The sequence below is a fragment of the Paenalcaligenes sp. Me131 genome (genome assembly GCF_050487225.1).
In the GTDB taxonomy this organism is placed as follows: Bacteria; Pseudomonadota; Gammaproteobacteria; order Burkholderiales; family Burkholderiaceae_B; genus Paenalcaligenes.
In genome coordinates, this window is sequence record NZ_JBKQGY010000004.1 from 92,610 (window position 1) to 106,533 (window position 13,924).

Annotated in this window: 13 protein-coding genes and 1 other RNA gene; 8 read left to right on the forward strand and 6 right to left on the reverse strand. The window is 52.2% G+C overall.

All coding sequences use genetic code 11. From position 1 onward, the window contains the following. The first annotated feature begins 42 nt into the window (after positions 1-42). Positions 43-474, forward strand: coding sequence for a type II secretion system protein N (locus tag ACLPHM_RS15440; RefSeq protein WP_430222102.1), 432 nt, complete (start codon positions 43-45; stop codon positions 472-474). After that, on the forward strand, positions 471-1,094 hold the full coding sequence (locus tag ACLPHM_RS15445) for a prepilin peptidase (RefSeq protein ID WP_430222103.1): 624 nt from the start codon (positions 471-473) through the stop codon (positions 1,092-1,094). Before ACLPHM_RS15440 ends, ACLPHM_RS15445 begins: the two co-directional genes overlap by 4 nt. A gap of 22 nt (positions 1,095-1,116) precedes the next feature. Here ACLPHM_RS15445 and tenA read toward each other — a convergent pair whose 3' ends face one another. Genes tenA through xerD form a run of 4 tightly spaced genes read right to left on the reverse strand, consistent with a single transcriptional unit; the run spans position 1,117 to position 3,645 of the window. Beyond that, positions 1,117-1,794: a thiaminase II gene (gene tenA, locus ACLPHM_RS15450; RefSeq protein WP_430222104.1), complete on the reverse strand. Its 678-nt coding sequence runs from the start codon at positions 1,792-1,794 to the stop codon at positions 1,117-1,119. A 50-nt stretch (positions 1,795-1,844) separates the two neighbouring features. Beyond that, a complete protein-coding gene (locus tag ACLPHM_RS15455; protein ID WP_430222105.1) occupies positions 1,845-2,231 on the reverse strand; it encodes a VOC family protein in 387 nt (128 codons plus the stop codon). A gap of 18 nt (positions 2,232-2,249) precedes the next feature. Continuing rightward, complete coding sequence (gene ybaK, locus ACLPHM_RS15460) at positions 2,250-2,747, reverse strand: Cys-tRNA(Pro) deacylase (protein WP_430222106.1); 498 nt, start codon at positions 2,745-2,747, stop codon at positions 2,250-2,252. A 7-nt stretch (positions 2,748-2,754) separates the two neighbouring features. After that, a complete protein-coding gene (gene xerD / locus ACLPHM_RS15465; RefSeq protein WP_430222107.1) occupies positions 2,755-3,645 on the reverse strand; it encodes a site-specific tyrosine recombinase XerD in 891 nt (296 codons plus the stop codon). A 153-nt stretch (positions 3,646-3,798) separates the two neighbouring features. Between xerD and modA the strand changes: the two genes are divergently transcribed. From modA to ACLPHM_RS15480, 3 genes are read left to right on the forward strand one after another with little or no spacing between them, the layout of a single operon-like run. After that, a complete protein-coding gene (gene modA / locus ACLPHM_RS15470; protein ID WP_430222108.1) occupies positions 3,799-4,572 on the forward strand; it encodes a molybdate ABC transporter substrate-binding protein in 774 nt (257 codons plus the stop codon). 16 nt (positions 4,573-4,588) lie between these two features. Continuing rightward, positions 4,589-5,266: a molybdate ABC transporter permease subunit gene (gene modB / locus ACLPHM_RS15475; RefSeq protein ID WP_430222276.1), complete on the forward strand. Its 678-nt coding sequence runs from the start codon at positions 4,589-4,591 to the stop codon at positions 5,264-5,266. After that, a complete protein-coding gene (locus ACLPHM_RS15480; RefSeq protein WP_430222109.1) occupies positions 5,266-5,994 on the forward strand; it encodes a sulfate/molybdate ABC transporter ATP-binding protein in 729 nt (242 codons plus the stop codon). Before modB ends, ACLPHM_RS15480 begins: the two co-directional genes overlap by 1 nt. Here ACLPHM_RS15480 and ACLPHM_RS15485 read toward each other — a convergent pair. After that, positions 5,991-6,806 (reverse strand): TOBE domain-containing protein, encoded by an 816-nt coding sequence (locus ACLPHM_RS15485; RefSeq protein WP_430222110.1) that lies wholly within the window; start codon positions 6,804-6,806, stop codon positions 5,991-5,993. The two genes, ACLPHM_RS15480 and ACLPHM_RS15485, sit on opposite strands and share 4 nt — an antisense overlap. A gap of 101 nt (positions 6,807-6,907) precedes the next feature. Between ACLPHM_RS15485 and ACLPHM_RS15490 the strand changes: the two genes are divergently transcribed. Together ACLPHM_RS15490 and ACLPHM_RS15495 are read left to right on the forward strand one after the other, a co-directional pair. Further along, positions 6,908-9,568 (forward strand): PD-(D/E)XK nuclease family protein, encoded by a 2,661-nt coding sequence (locus ACLPHM_RS15490; protein ID WP_430222111.1) that lies wholly within the window; start codon positions 6,908-6,910, stop codon positions 9,566-9,568. Then, a complete protein-coding gene (locus ACLPHM_RS15495) occupies positions 9,555-12,890 on the forward strand; it encodes a UvrD-helicase domain-containing protein (protein WP_430222112.1) in 3,336 nt (1,111 codons plus the stop codon). The genes ACLPHM_RS15490 and ACLPHM_RS15495 overlap by 14 nt, the downstream gene beginning before the upstream one ends. 420 nt (positions 12,891-13,310) lie before the next feature. Here ACLPHM_RS15495 and ACLPHM_RS15500 read toward each other — a convergent pair whose 3' ends face one another. Continuing rightward, positions 13,311-13,634 carry a hypothetical protein gene (locus ACLPHM_RS15500; protein ID WP_430222113.1) on the reverse strand — a complete coding sequence of 108 codons (324 nt, stop codon included), beginning with the start codon at positions 13,632-13,634 and terminating at the stop codon, positions 13,311-13,313. Between the two features lie 113 nt (positions 13,635-13,747). On the opposite strand from ACLPHM_RS15500, the gene ffs reads away from it, so the two are divergent. Next, positions 13,748-13,845, forward strand: an RNA gene (gene ffs / locus ACLPHM_RS15505) — signal recognition particle sRNA small type. The last annotated feature ends 79 nt before the right edge of the window (positions 13,846-13,924 follow it).

Consider the following 13,924-nt stretch of genomic DNA (forward strand, 5'->3'; position numbering starts at 1 on the left):
TTGAATCCGGTCCCCAGTGTATAGATGAGATATGTCAGTTTTATGGCGCGATGGATACAGCGTTTGATGGTAGTGGTAGCCGCTGGCGTGGCGGGTTATGGCACGGCTTATTTAGCCGCACCCACCACATTACGTTTTGCGCCGTTGGCGGCGACGCATACCGTATTGCAAGGCATGGAGGCCGATGCTGTGGCCACATGGTTTGGCAAAGCTGGAGGCCCTGTGCGCATACTCATACAAGGAGTAATGAGCTCTAGTCAGCCCAGCCAAGGCGCCGCGCTATTAAGTATTGATGGGGCACCCGCACAAGCCTATAGAAACGGTGATTGGCTAGCCGATGGTGTGCGTTTGGTGGTGGTAGAGCCGCGATCTATACAAGTAGAACAACACGGGGCTCGCTACACCGTAGACGCCCCTCAAGAACCCGTTGCGGTATTGCAAGAAGCCATACGTGTGGTGCACCCCACGCCATGATGGTGATGCTGGCTGTGGGGCTAACCTCGCTGTTGTATTTGCGCTGGCAATGGGCGGCTTGCTGCCAGGAGTTTTCAGTCGCAGAGAGGATAAATCGTCGTCAGCAAATACGGGTGTACAGCGGGGTAGTAGCGAGTCTGTTGTTGGCGTTAGCCTTGCCCGCCAATGCTATGCAGCAGATGGCGTTGAGCTTATTTCTTGTGCAACTGTGGCTGTTAATGTGCTTTGACGGCTGGTACGGCTATTTACCCGATAAGTTGAGCTACACCTTACTGTGGTCTGGATTGCTATGGTGTGCTTACGATACGCCGTGGGTATTGTCAGATCGCGTGTGGGGGGCGGCACTAGGCTACGGTTTGCCGTGGGCAGTAGGCACAGTGTTTGCGCTATTACGCGGTAAAGAAGGCTTGGGGCGCGGGGATGCTAAGTTCTTAGCAGGTATAGGAGCATGGTTGGGCGTGCTAGCTGTGCCGTATGTACTGTTTGTAGCCAGTGCGCTGGCCTTGTGTTACGCCGTGCTACAGCGTTGCCGTACAGCCAGTTGGCCCACCATGCTGTATTTTGGCCCGTTTTTAGGGCTAGCCGCTGGCATGATGCTGATGGTGCAGTATTGGCGTTAAGGCCAGCGGCAAGTACGTCGTGTTAGTCGGCTTGATCTAAGCCCATCTGCCAGAAATCCACCTCTAACCGTGTGGCATCTCTAAAGGTAGTGGCCAGATAATCCATACGCGCTGGATCTATGTGGCTAAGGTGTTGGTTCAGCCAGTCTTTCTCGGCGTTGGCGGCCTGCTGAAATTCAGGGCTGATGTACATCTTGATCCAATCTGCGTATGGGTTATCGTCGGATAAATCAGTAAAGTCTTGTTCTACCAACCAACTGGCGATTTCAGCGTACCCAATCAGACATGGCACCAGTGCGACGTGCAAATCCAATAAATCACCACGGTTACCCGCATCTAATACATAGCGGGTATAAGCCATGGTGGCGCGGGCTTCAGGCAGTTCACCCAGCTCTTTTTCGCTAATGCCCCAGCGCTCGCAGTACTGAATGTGCAGGCCCATTTCCAGATCAACAATGGCTTTAAGGCTATCCAGACCTTGGCGCAGTTCTTGCATAGAACGGCTTTTATACACCGCTAAGCCCCAGGCACGAGCAAAGTGCACGAGGAACAAATAGTCTTGGCGTAAATAATGCTTGAAGGCTTCGGCAGGTAACGACCCTGCGCCTAATTGGCGCACAAAGTCGTGCTGAGTGTAGGCTTTCCACGCATCGTGGCAACGTTGTTTAAGCTGGTCAAAAGGAAGCAGGTCAGAACTCATGGGGCCTCTTACAAAAGAAAAAGCACTATAGGGGCTCACACTACATGGCGTTAGGTTGTGGTGAGGGGCTCAGAAATTTCGATCAAATTCAGGTCAGGGTCACGCAGATAAATAGAGCGTATGGGGCCAGTAGCCCCTGTGCGTGGCACAGGGCCTTCTACAATGGTGATGCCCTTGGCGTGTAAGTGTGCAATCACGTCATCTAATGGGCGATCAGCCATAAAACAGAGGTCCAACGCACCGGGGACTGGTAAGTGAGCTTTGGGCTCAAACTCTGCACCTTTGACGTGCACATTGATTTTTTGACTACCAAAGCTAAAGGCTTTACGGTTCTGGCCAAAGGTGACAAGTTCCATACCCAAACCGTCTACATAAAAAGCAACACAGGCGGCTTCGTTACTGGTGGTCAGTACCAAATGATCGAGGTGATGAATCATGCGCTATTCCAGTAAAAATTAAGCGTGTGCGTCTAGCCCAGCGTCTACAGGGGTAGCACCTAAGGCCGTGACCAATGTGGTGGGCGGCAGTTCCAGTAGGTAACCACGCTTACCGCCATTGATCAAAATAGTAGGAAATTCCAGCAGGCTTTGCTCTATGAAAATAGGCATGGTTTTGCGTGTGCCAAACGGCGATGTGCCGCCCACCATATAACCTGAGTGACGTTGAGCAACTTCTGGTTTGCAGGGGGTGACTTTTTTTACACCTATTTGTCTGGCGAGGTTCTTAGTGGATACCTCGCGGTCGCCGTGCATCACAATAATCAGTGGCTTGGTATTCTCATCTTCCATGATCAATGTTTTCGCAACTTGGGCAGGCGGAAACTTCAACTGTCGTGCCGCCTCTTGAGCACCACCGTGATCGATGTAGTCATAGTTGTGTTCAGTGAAGACGATATTTGCTTTGCGTAGCCACTGTGTGGCTGGGGTTTCGCTAACGTGTTTTGCTTTGGCCATAACGAAATTATGCTCGTGGATGGTGTTGTTGATGCAGTTGTGTGAGCCGCTCTCTGGCAACGTGGGTGTAAATCTGGGTGGTAGAAATATCAGCGTGCCCAAGCAGCAATTGCACGACACGTAAATCAGCACCGTGATTCAGTAGGTGCGTGGCAAAGGCGTGACGCAGCACGTGGGGCGATAGCGGTGCGTGAATGCACGCTTGCAGCGCATACTTTTTGATCAGCAACCAAAAGGCCTGTCGGGTCATGGCTTGACCACGCCCGGTCACAAACAAAAAGGGGCTACGCTGTTGGCCTAGAATTAGCTGTCGTGCATGCTGTAGATAGTTCTGTAGGCAGTCTTGGGCTTGCGCACCTAACGGCACTAATCGGTCTTTTCCACCTTTACCACCTACTACACGTATCACACCATCATTCATGCTCAGGTGTTGCAGTTGCACGTTGATGAGCTCACTTACGCGCAGTCCGGTGGCGTACAGCGTTTCCAACATGGCGATATCGCGCAACCCCAAAGGCGTATCGGCTGGGGGCGCTTGCAGCAACGCATCCACCTGCGCTTCGCTCAACGTAGCAGGTACGCGTACCGCTTGTTTGGATGAGTTCAGATTTTGGCACGGGTTATGCGCGATCAATTGCTGACGCAGTGCCCAGCCATAAAACTTTTTCAAGGTCGCCAACCGTCGGTTGGTGGTGGTGGCTTTATGGGTTTGAGCCTCTACACTGCGCCACGTTTGTATAGCTTCAGTGGAGGCATCCAGCAGGGGTTTGTCATGTTGCTCATGTAACCACTCTGCAAAAATAGTAAGGTCGCGCTCGTAGGCGGCTAACGTATTGTTGGCCAACCCTTCTTCTAGCAAACAGTATTCTAAAAAGGCAGCAAGCTTGGACGTATTCATGCCTAGCATAATACTACGAGAGCACCGTCCAAGGCAGGTGCAGCAGCGGGATTACTCTGCTGTGAAAACCACGGTTTATACGGCGTTTGCGATATCTATATACATCTATATATAATGATTTCATAGATTCTTACAACTTGCCAAGGAGAAGGCATGAAAAGCTATAGCCGTATTGTTCGAGCGCTCTGTGTATCGGGTGCGTTGAGTGCAGGTCTGGTTTTTGGTACTGCTGTTCAGGCCGGAGAATTGTTGGTGTCAGGTGCTGCTAGCTTGACCAATGCATTCAAAGAAGTTGGTGAGGCGTTTGAGAAAAAACATAGTGACACTAAAGTGCTGAACAGCTTTGCGGCGTCAGACGTGTTGCTGCAGCAAATCGTGAATGGTGCTCCCGCTGATGTGTTTGCTTCGGCTGACCAAAAAGCGATGGATAAAGCCGTTGAAGCAGATGCCGTCGTGCCTGATTCACGTGCTGACTTCGTGCGCAACCAAGTGGTGCTGATTGTTCCTAATGACAATCCTAAGAACGTAGAAGGCTTGGCCTCATTGTCCAATACTGATGTGACCCGTATTGCATTCGGTAATCCCGAAACAGTACCAGTAGGCCGTTACACCAAAGGCGCTTTGGAAAAAGCAGGTGCTTGGGAAGCGGTTACTGAACGTCAAGTGTTGGGCCAAAACGTACGCCAAGTATTGGATTACGTGAGCCGTGGTGAAGTGGATGCAGGTTTTGTGTTTGCCACTGATGCCGCCATCATGAAAGACAAAGTGAAAGTGGTAGAGGTTTTGGAAACAGTGACGCCTGTGACCTACCCAATCGCGGTTGTGAAACGCGATGGCGCGAACCCACAAGCACAAGAGTATGTAGATTTCATCTTGTCTGATGAAGGCCAAGAAATTTTGGCTAAATACGGCTTTTCTAAGCCTTAATTAGGCTAAGCATATGCTGTCAGGACTGTGGGTCCCCCTGTTACTTTCCTTGAAGGTGGCAGGGTGGGCCACTTTTTTTGCCTCCATTCTGGGTATTGCTGGTGCGTACGCCTTGTCGCGCTGGAAGTCCCCATTCTGTAACGTGGTTGACTCAATCTTGACGTTACCGATGGTGCTGCCTCCTACCGTGGTGGGGTATTACCTGTTGGTATTGTTGGGGCGTCGAGGCGTAGTGGGGCAATGGTTGGCACAGTGGAACATCGAATTGGTGTTCACCTGGCAGGGGGCAGTGGTTGCCGCAACCGTGGTGGCCTTCCCTATGGTGCTCAAAGCCGCCAGAGCAGCCTTTGAAGATGTAGATCAGCGGTTGGTAAATGCGTCAAAAATTTTGGGCGTTTCCGATACTGCCACCTTTTTTAGAGTGACCTTACCCTTAGCCATGCGCGGCATTATGGCAGGTGTGTTGTTAGCGTTTGCCCGTGCGTTAGGTGAGTTTGGTGCCACCTTGATGATCGCGGGTAGTATTCCGGGCCGCACACAAACCTTATCCATTTCTATTTACGAGGCTGTGCAAGCCGGTAATGATGATTTGGCGATGGTACTGGTCATTACCACCTCTATTAGTTGTGTGTTGGTGTTGTGGTTGGCAAGCTATATCAAGCCTGCTTATGCTCGCCGACAAGGAGCACGCTAATGAGTATCACCATACGTATACAGCGCACCGTAGGGCAGGGCGATAGAAGTTTTAGCCTTGATGTAGACATACATACCGAAGCCAGACGCATCGCGTTATTTGGTCCATCAGGCTCTGGAAAAACCTTAACGGTGCAAGCCGTGGCAGGTTTACTGCGCCCTGATAGCGGGCACATAGCCGTGGGCGATAGGGTGCTGTTCTGCTCGGAAAAGAACATTCTGGTATCACCGCAGCAGCGCAGGCTTGCGTATTTGCTGCAGGATTATGGCTTGTTCCCTCACCTGACGGTGGCACAGAATATTTGCTATGGCTTGCGTCGTTCGTGGTTGAACCCTGGTCGCAAGTTCTTGCCTGAGTCAGCAAAACGGTGGGTGCAGGCATTTGAACTAGAAGCGGTATTGCACAATTACCCAGCCGAAATTTCAGGTGGGCAAAAGCAGCGTACCGCCTTGGCTCGTGCGTTGGCGGTAGAGCCTGAACTGTTGATTTTGGATGAGCCTTTAGCAGCATTGGACGTGCATCTGCGCCGCAAAATGCGCGTAGAGCTACGAGAGCTTCAGCAGCAGTTGGATATCCCTTCAATCATCATCACGCACGACCCCGAAGATGCCGTGGTCTTGGCGGATGAAGTCTATCGTATCCGTCGTGGGCGTATAGAAGGCAGCTGTACACCAGCTGCCTTGCAAGCCGAATCAGAAAGCCAGTTAGCGCAGGAAGAAGTAGGTTAATCCAGCGTACCGAGCAAGACGCTAGAAGCTTTAAAGATGGCACACGCATCTTGGCCTAAAGTGAGTTTTAGGCGTTGCATGCTTTCGCTGGTGATGGTGGCGGCAATACGATGCCCGCTAGGTAACTCCAAGCCTACCTCTGCACCCACTTCTTCACTTTGCAGGTGAACGATTTTGCCATGCAGAATATTGCGTGCTGACATACGAGCCGTACCGCAATCTGTGCCAATAATAATGGACGAGGCTTTAATAAACGCCAGCGCCCGTACCCCTTTGGTCAGCCCTAGTGTTTCCACACTTTCGCGGGTAACAGAGGACACAATCTCAAACTGTTCACCAATGCTCAGGCGTACTTCAGCGCTGATTTGAGACAGGGTGACATCACTGACTGTACCGATGAAATTATTACGTGCAGAAGTTTGTACCATCATGTTTTGCAATACCTGCATGGTTTGTTCAGAACCCGGACGGGCACGGGACAAGCGTTTCATGAAACGCTGATGCACTTCGTCTAAGTGCTCATACAGCTCAAGAATCTCAATGGCTTTTGGGGTGAGCATTGCGCCGCCCCCACGTTGGCCACCTGTGCTGCGTTCTATGAGGGTTTCATCAGACAAGTTATTAATGGTGTCGATGGCATCCCACGCGGCTTTGTAGCTCAACCCTATATCGCGGGCAGCAGCAGAAATAGAACCGTGCTCACGGATAGCCGCAAGCAATGCCATGCGTCGTGGGTTCCCCCAGTTCTGGGTTCCAGACCTAAACCATATGGAGCCAGCGAGTTCAAATTCAGGCATAGAAGAGTCGGACATAATTCAAACAATACTGTCAGTAAGTAAAGGGCATCTTAGTACAAGGAGGCCGCTACAATAAGCATCTATATTACAGGACAAAGCGGAGGCAAATCCCCGTCATGCAGGAAATTCCTTATTTGCAGATGCACGAACTGGGCGAGTTGGAGAGTACTCAAACCTTGATTCTGACGGTGAATAACCGTTTTGCCCGGCGTATTCTGGAAACCTTGCAGCGTTCGCTGAACGCCGGTCAACGCACGATGGCGGTGCCAGAAATCATGCCCGTAGGAGCATGGTTGCGCCAGTTGGCGGACGAGCTGTGTTTTAGCGAACGCTTTACGCCTGCTGCGCATGTGCTGGACAGCTTTGGCTGCCACTATGCATGGGAAGAGTCCATACGTGAGGAAGAAGCCACCGAGGGCGAAGGCTTGTTGGATATGCGTCAAGCCGCCAAGTTGGCCAGTGAGGCGGATACACTGCTGGACGATTGGCAAATAGATGTTCTAGAGGCCGAGCAGTCTCCTGACTACGAGCGTTTTTTACGGTGGCGCGAACGCTATAAGAATAGACTGCAAGAGTCGGATTTAGATGATGCTAATAGGTCGGCTAATAGAGTGTTGCAGGCGCTACAAGCCTCGGCCTTACAGCCACCCTTTACCACACTGGTATTAGCGGGGTTCCACGAGCTATCGCCGCGTTTCACCGTCTTGTTGCAAGCGCTACGTGCTCAAGGGGTAAGTTGCTATCAACTGGCGACACAAGAAGTGGAAGTCTCTGATCCATTGCAAATAGCTGCACACGATAGCGATCAAGAATGGCGTTTGGCCGTGCAGTGGGCGGTAGAGCAATTGCGCGCGAATCCATATCACAAAGTGGCAATTGTGGCAGCGCAGTTGGAAAAAAATGTGCCCTTAGCCCATAGGCTATTAAGCGAAGCCTGCCGAGGGGGTGGGGATAATCTACCTGCTTTAGCGTGGAACGTGGCGGTAGCTAGACCGTTAACAGAATGGCCGTTAGTACGTGCAGCCTTAGCATGGTTAGAGGTGATGGCCGAGTTGTTGCGCACCGAAAACGTCACTGCCAGTACTGTAGGCAAAGCCTTATTGGCAGGAGCCTGCGCAGGCAGCATGAGTGAAGCCGCCTCGCGGGTGATGTGGGATGTACGCTTGCGCCAGCAAGGTGAGCTGAGTCTAGATAGGCTGACATGGGAAACCGCACTGACTGAGCGTTTGCCTGAACTGCATCAAGCATGGGGCGTGGCTTGGGCACACTTGCAAGCACAGCCAACACGCCAGTCCGCCTTGGGGTGGGCGCAATGTATGCGTACCTTGCTGCAGCACTTGGGGTTCCCCGGTCAAGAAAGTTTAGATAGTCACGCGTTTCAGGTAATGGAAGCGTTTGATGCCAAGTTGGGGCAATTTGCTCAGCAAACGCCTTTGTTATCCACACTGCGTTTTGGGCAGGCGCTGCGATTGTTAACACGCTTGCTGCGTGAAACCGCCTTTCAGCCCCAGCGCGATCCGTCGTCTCGCTTAGATGTGTTGGGGATGCTGGAGGCCGAGGGCGGTCAATGGGATGCCATCTGGATTCTAGGGTTAAGCGACGAAGTATTGCCTGCTGCAGTGCGACCTAACCCGCTCATTCCCTACAGTGCGCTACGGCGTGTGAATGCACCGCGCTCTACCCCCGAGCGTGAGCTGCAATGGGCGCGTTACTTGTTTAACTCGCTGTGTGGCAGTGCCAAGGTGGTACGCGTGAGTTATCCACAGTATCAGGGCGAGCAGTTATTGCGTCCTAGCCCATTACTGAGCAAGTTAGAGCAGTACGACTACACGTTACCGGCAGTGGATACAGAGGCTGCTGCACTGGAGTATGTGCGTGATGAGCATGGTCCTGCTCTAGTGCAAAATACCCCAATACGCGGTGGGGCAGGGGTGCTGGATACGCAAGCGCGATCCCCCCTATGGGCATTTGTGAAATACCGTTTATTTGCCGCCGCCTTGCCAGATTATGCGCAGGTGGGTGAACAAAACGTGCGTGGCCAGTTTTTGCACAGTGCCATTGAACGCGCATGGGAAGCATGTGAGCCACGCACGCAAGCTGGCTTGGCACAGTGGCTAGAAACCCAACCCCAAGGGTTGGCAGAGTGCATTGAAAAAGCGGCACAAGAAACCTTGCACGGCTATTCAGCGCGGTTGCGCCAACTGGAGTGCGAGCGCGCTGACATGGTATTGCGTAGTTGGTTTGCTTTTGAGTTGACGCGTCCCGATTTCGAGGTGCGTTCATTAGAGCAAACGCTGTACTGGGCCTATCAGAATTTGAGCTTATCCATGCGACTAGACCGATTGGATCAGTTGGCGGATGGCAGTGTGGTGGTGCTGGATTACAAAACCTCGTTGAACAGACGCAATCCGCTAGATGATTGGTTGCGACCTAGACCCATAGAGTTGCAGTTGCCGTTGTATGCCGCGCATTTGCAGCAACAGGGAGAAGACGTGGGTGGTGCGGCGTTAGCGTGGCTGAATACCCGAGCACCCGGTGTGACAGGGTATGCGCAGCAGCCTTTTGGCGATGTGATGACGCCGGAGTCAGCCAGTAAGAAATACGATCTTCCCGATTGGGAAACACAAGTGCAGCAGTGGCAACAGGCTATAGAAGCGTTAGCGGATGAGTTCTGCGCGGGCTATGCCGCAAATCAATTATGGAATGAGCAAGATCTCATGTTTTGTGACGTATTACCGATGTTGCGCTTGAATGAGGTGAACGATGATCACGCCTAATGACGCCGCCGTACGGCAAACCGCCATTGACCCACGACGTTCATTCCTGGTGCAAGCGCCTGCCGGCTCAGGAAAAACCGAGCTGCTTACCGATAGAATTTTGGCATTGCTAGCCACCGTGAGACGGCCAGAAGAAGTAGTTGCTATCACCTTTACCAAAAAAGCAGCGGCAGAAATGCATGCTAGGGTGCTAGAGAAATTGCGGGCAGGTGCATCGGATATCTCTCCCGTAGAGGCCTATAAGCGCCAAAGCTGGGAGCTGGCCCGTCAAGCCATGCAGCGTGATGAGGAACTGGGCTGGAGTTTGTTGGATTACCCCGCACGCTTAAGTATCCGTACCATTGACTCCCTATGCGCGCATTTGGTGCGAGCCATGCCGTGGGTGAGTGGCTTAGGCGGTATGCCTGCCGTAGCCGAGGATGTGAGCCAACATTACCGCCGCGCTGCACAAGCCACATTGGCGATGATCGAAGAACAAGAGCCGGTAGCCAAAATGATGGCGCATATGGATGTGCACGTACCGGCGGCAGAAGAGTTGTTGATGCAAATGTTGGCGAGCCGTGACCAGTGGCAGCCTATTTTGGGTGATCCCGAAAGCATCTTCCAAATCGAAGATAACCTGGAAGAAATCCTGCAGGCAGAACTAGCCTTGTTGGCATCCTCCATGCCGTTAGGCTGGGCACACGATTTAGCACCATTGGTGCGCCATGCTGCCGAACAACTTGCGGCAACAGGTAATGACAGCCTGCTGTTATTACAGCAATGGAATGGTGAGCCTTTATCGGCAAACATAGATGCCTTACCGCAATGGCGCTGTTTGGCCGACTTTTTGCTGACAGGTAAAGGCGAGCTGCGTAAGCGCATTACAGTTGCCCAAGGTTTTGCCCCTAAAACCACTGAGAAAGCTGCCTTAGAGGAATGGATTGCATCCGCCGCTGTCGATGCGCCGTGGATCGCTGCTTTGGCACGTGTGCGTGATTTGCCCAATGGCTACAGTGAAGAGCAATTAGACGCGTTGATGAATTTCATCCAAGTGCTGTGGTTGGCAAGCTTTCAACTGCGCCAAGTATTTGCCGAGCAAAGCGAGGTGGATTTCATCGAAATTTCACAACGGGCTTTGCACGCTTTGGGTAGCGCGGATGAGCCTTCCGAGCTTTTGCTTAAGGCTGACCGTGCCATACAGCATTTGCTGGTGGACGAGTTCCAAGATACGAGCTTGACGCAAATCGCACTGCTAGAAGGGTTAAGCTCTGGGTGGGAAGCGGGTGATGGTCGTACGCTGTTCTTGGTGGGCGACCCTATGCAATCTATCTACCGGTTCCGTAAAGCGGAAGTGGGATTATTCTTGCGCGTGAAAGCGGCGCGAGCGCTAGGCTCAGTCAGTTTGGAGCCCTTAACGCTAACCACCAACTTCCGCTCACAAGCCGGATTGGTAGAGTGGGTGAACGTAGCCGGTAGGTGGTTGTTTCCAGCTTACGATGACAGCGATATGGGGGCGGTGAGCTATAGCCCGTCCGATCCCTTTAACCCTGCGTCTGAACACACAGCAGTGAGCTTTCACCCCATCTGGAGCACCTCTGAAGACGAGAGTGCTGAGTACATTGCCCAGCAATCACAGCAGCAGGTGGTGGCGTTATGCCAAGACGGTTTGCAGCGTTATGCTGGCAGTGCTCACCCTGTGGCGATATTGGTGCGAGCACGTAGCCATTTACGCCAAGTGGTGCGAGAGCTCACCATGCAAGGCATTCCATGTAGGGCGGTAGAGCTAGAACCACTGGCTCACAGACCCGTAGTGGGTGACCTCGTACAGTTGGTGCGTGCCTTATGCCACTCTGGTGATAGATTGGCGTGGTTGGCCATCTTGCGCTCCCCCATGGTGGGTCTGAGGTTAAGCAGCTTGCACAGTTTATGTGGGAACGATGCGAACACACCCATACCAGAATTGCTCGCTGCAGTATTGGCGAGTCCAGAGCGCTGCGCTGCCATAGATAGCGATGAACTGGCAAGATTGCAGGCAGCAAGTGCGGCTCTGTTTGCGCAGAGCAATCGCAGCGGTAGCCAACCCTTTGCGGCGTGGTTGCACGAAGTCTGGCAGCGCTTGGGTGCCGAACAGGTTTATGCGCATTCTGCTGACCGTGACGATGCTGAACAGGTTTTCCGTTTGCTTGAAAATCTTGCACCCTATGGTGACGTCAACGTTAACGACTTTGAAGAACGCGTGCAACGACTGTTCGCCGTGCCACAAGGAGCAGGGGAGTGTGTGGAAATCATGACCATACACAAATCCAAAGGGCTGGAATTTGAATCGGTTATTTTGTATGGCTTAGAGCGCGCTGCGCGCGGCGACACCGCACCGTTGATTCGCTTGGAACAAAGCGATGGTCGCTTACTGTTGGGTCCTGTTAAACCTCGCGGCAGCGAAGACCAAGACCCTGTATCGGCGTTTTTAGCAAAGCGAGAGCAGCAACGTGCTTTTCACGAAGCTAACCGCTTGTTGTACGTAGCCGTAACCCGTGCTCGCAGCCAATTGCATGTGGTGGCCGATATGAAAGTAGACGACGCGGGCCAATTCAAAGCACCGAGTGGGCAAAGCTTACTAGGCAGAATTTGGGATTGCTTACCCAAAGAGGATGCCGCAACCTCCCTCACCGAGTTTGGCGCTACAACAGCCTCCTCAGGCACGCAGCGGGTATTGAAACGTGTACAGCAGGTACAGCCTGTGGTTGTGCCGCCTAAAGTAGTTGCTGTGGCACATAACGCGTGGCGCTGGCCTGAATCCACGCAAAACGAAAGTGCGTTGGGCATAGTGGCGCACGCGTGGTTAGAGCGTATGGCCGCAGCCCCTGCTCAGTTTGCCGATGCGGCTAGCATCACGCCGTACGCCAACACCATGCGCAAACAATTGCTGCGTGCCGGTACGGAGCCAGAGCGCGTCATGCAGTCTTTGGATATCCTGCAACAAACCCTTAAAGCCACAATCAGTAGTGAACGAGGGCAGTGGTTGTTGGGTGTTGCTAAAGCCTATAGAGAATGGTCGTTGTTGGACGCGGGAGGGCGGGTCTCCGTGATTGACTTGGCGATCTCGCAAGAAGACCACTGGTTAATCGTGGACTACAAAACTTCTGCACCTGCAGAAGGAGAAACCATTGCTATGTTTGAGCGACGCATGCTAGAGCGACATAGTGCGCAACTACAGCGTTATTGCGAGCAAGTACATGCCTTGGATGGGCGGCAGGCTAAAGCGGCGTTGTATTTCCCACGGGTGGATCTGTGGGTGCCATATGTGATTGCGCCAGTGGGGAGTCAGATGGCGTTGCTGTGAGTCTCGTTGTTCACAGCGTAGGTGATGAGTGTGGCATTGTTTTAATCAAGAACAGGCTGTGGTCTCTAAGGCATCATGGTTTACGTATCAGGTTTCAGAAAGGGCTGTAAATCTCACTACACCCAGATCAACCGGGGGACGGAGAGGAAACTTTTGTGATTTGGTGGTCAAATCACAAAAAGTATTCCTGCAGTTCCCAGCGTGTGCGATGAATGTGGAACCAACGTACTCACCACTGGCTGCTGTAGCTAGCACTGCGAAAAGTATTTTTTAATTTGACCACCAAATAAAAAAATACTTTCCTCCGTTTTCCCTTCATTGCTTGCCACGGTTTGTAGAGTGGTTGCCGTTGAGACTAATGCGTGCTTCTGTGACAGGTGAAGGGGCATGTTTACCAATTTCTGAAGATGCCTACTTGTTTTATGTGCTGATAGTTTCGGCACTTGCAGCCTTCATCAAAACAACTCGACTGCTTTTTCTGATAGTACAGCTGACCTTACAAACGATTTGAAGACCTGCTTCCAATTGATCAAGCTTTGCCATTGCCAACAACCCAAAAGAAAGGGCTGTAAATCTCACTACACCCAGATCAACCGGGGGACGGAGAGGAAACTTTTTTGATTTGGTGGTCAAATCAAAAAAAGTATTCCTGCAGTCCCCAGCGTTGGCGATGAAGGCTATCTCGCTCTTATACGCCATAAATCTAACGCTGTAGTATTCCAATTTCGCAGATACGTCGGCCATTACAGAGCCAAAGTCAGCGGCTTACCTTTACGTATCAGCACCTTATAAAACCACCACCTAGAATTTCGCCCAGCCTGCCACACAGCTGTAATACCTATGCTACAATCTTTCGTGGCGGGTCCCTTCGCATGGTTCAACAGTCAACCTGGTCAGGTCGGGAACGAAGCAGCCATAGCTGTCCCGAATCAGTGCCGAAGTCAGGCTCGCCACCCTTCTACTGGCCTATGCCTATCTGTTACATCTCCCCCTTTAGCGTTATTCTGCCCATCGAACACGGGAATCCGGTACAC

Excerpts from the sequence above, each read along its gene's own strand:
- ACLPHM_RS15440 (WP_430222102.1), top strand. The coding sequence starts at position 43 with ATGGCGCGATGGATACAGCGTTTGATGGTAGTGGTAGCCGCTGGCGTG.
- ACLPHM_RS15445 (WP_430222103.1), top strand. The coding sequence starts at position 471 with ATGATGGTGATGCTGGCTGTGGGGCTAACCTCGCTGTTGTATTTGCGC.
- tenA (WP_430222104.1), bottom strand. The coding sequence starts at position 1,794 with ATGAGTTCTGACCTGCTTCCTTTTGACCAGCTTAAACAACGTTGCCAC.
- ACLPHM_RS15455 (WP_430222105.1), bottom strand. The coding sequence starts at position 2,231 with ATGATTCATCACCTCGATCATTTGGTACTGACCACCAGTAACGAAGCC.
- ybaK (WP_430222106.1), bottom strand. The coding sequence starts at position 2,747 with ATGGCCAAAGCAAAACACGTTAGCGAAACCCCAGCCACACAGTGGCTA.
- xerD (WP_430222107.1), bottom strand. The coding sequence starts at position 3,645 with ATGAATACGTCCAAGCTTGCTGCCTTTTTAGAATACTGTTTGCTAGAA.
- modA (WP_430222108.1), top strand. The coding sequence starts at position 3,799 with ATGAAAAGCTATAGCCGTATTGTTCGAGCGCTCTGTGTATCGGGTGCG.
- ACLPHM_RS15480 (WP_430222109.1), top strand. The coding sequence starts at position 5,266 with ATGAGTATCACCATACGTATACAGCGCACCGTAGGGCAGGGCGATAGA.
- ACLPHM_RS15485 (WP_430222110.1), bottom strand. The coding sequence starts at position 6,806 with ATGTCCGACTCTTCTATGCCTGAATTTGAACTCGCTGGCTCCATATGG.
- ACLPHM_RS15490 (WP_430222111.1), top strand. The coding sequence starts at position 6,908 with ATGCAGGAAATTCCTTATTTGCAGATGCACGAACTGGGCGAGTTGGAG.
- ACLPHM_RS15495 (WP_430222112.1), top strand. The coding sequence starts at position 9,555 with ATGATCACGCCTAATGACGCCGCCGTACGGCAAACCGCCATTGACCCA.
- ACLPHM_RS15500 (WP_430222113.1), bottom strand. The coding sequence starts at position 13,634 with ATGGCCGACGTATCTGCGAAATTGGAATACTACAGCGTTAGATTTATG.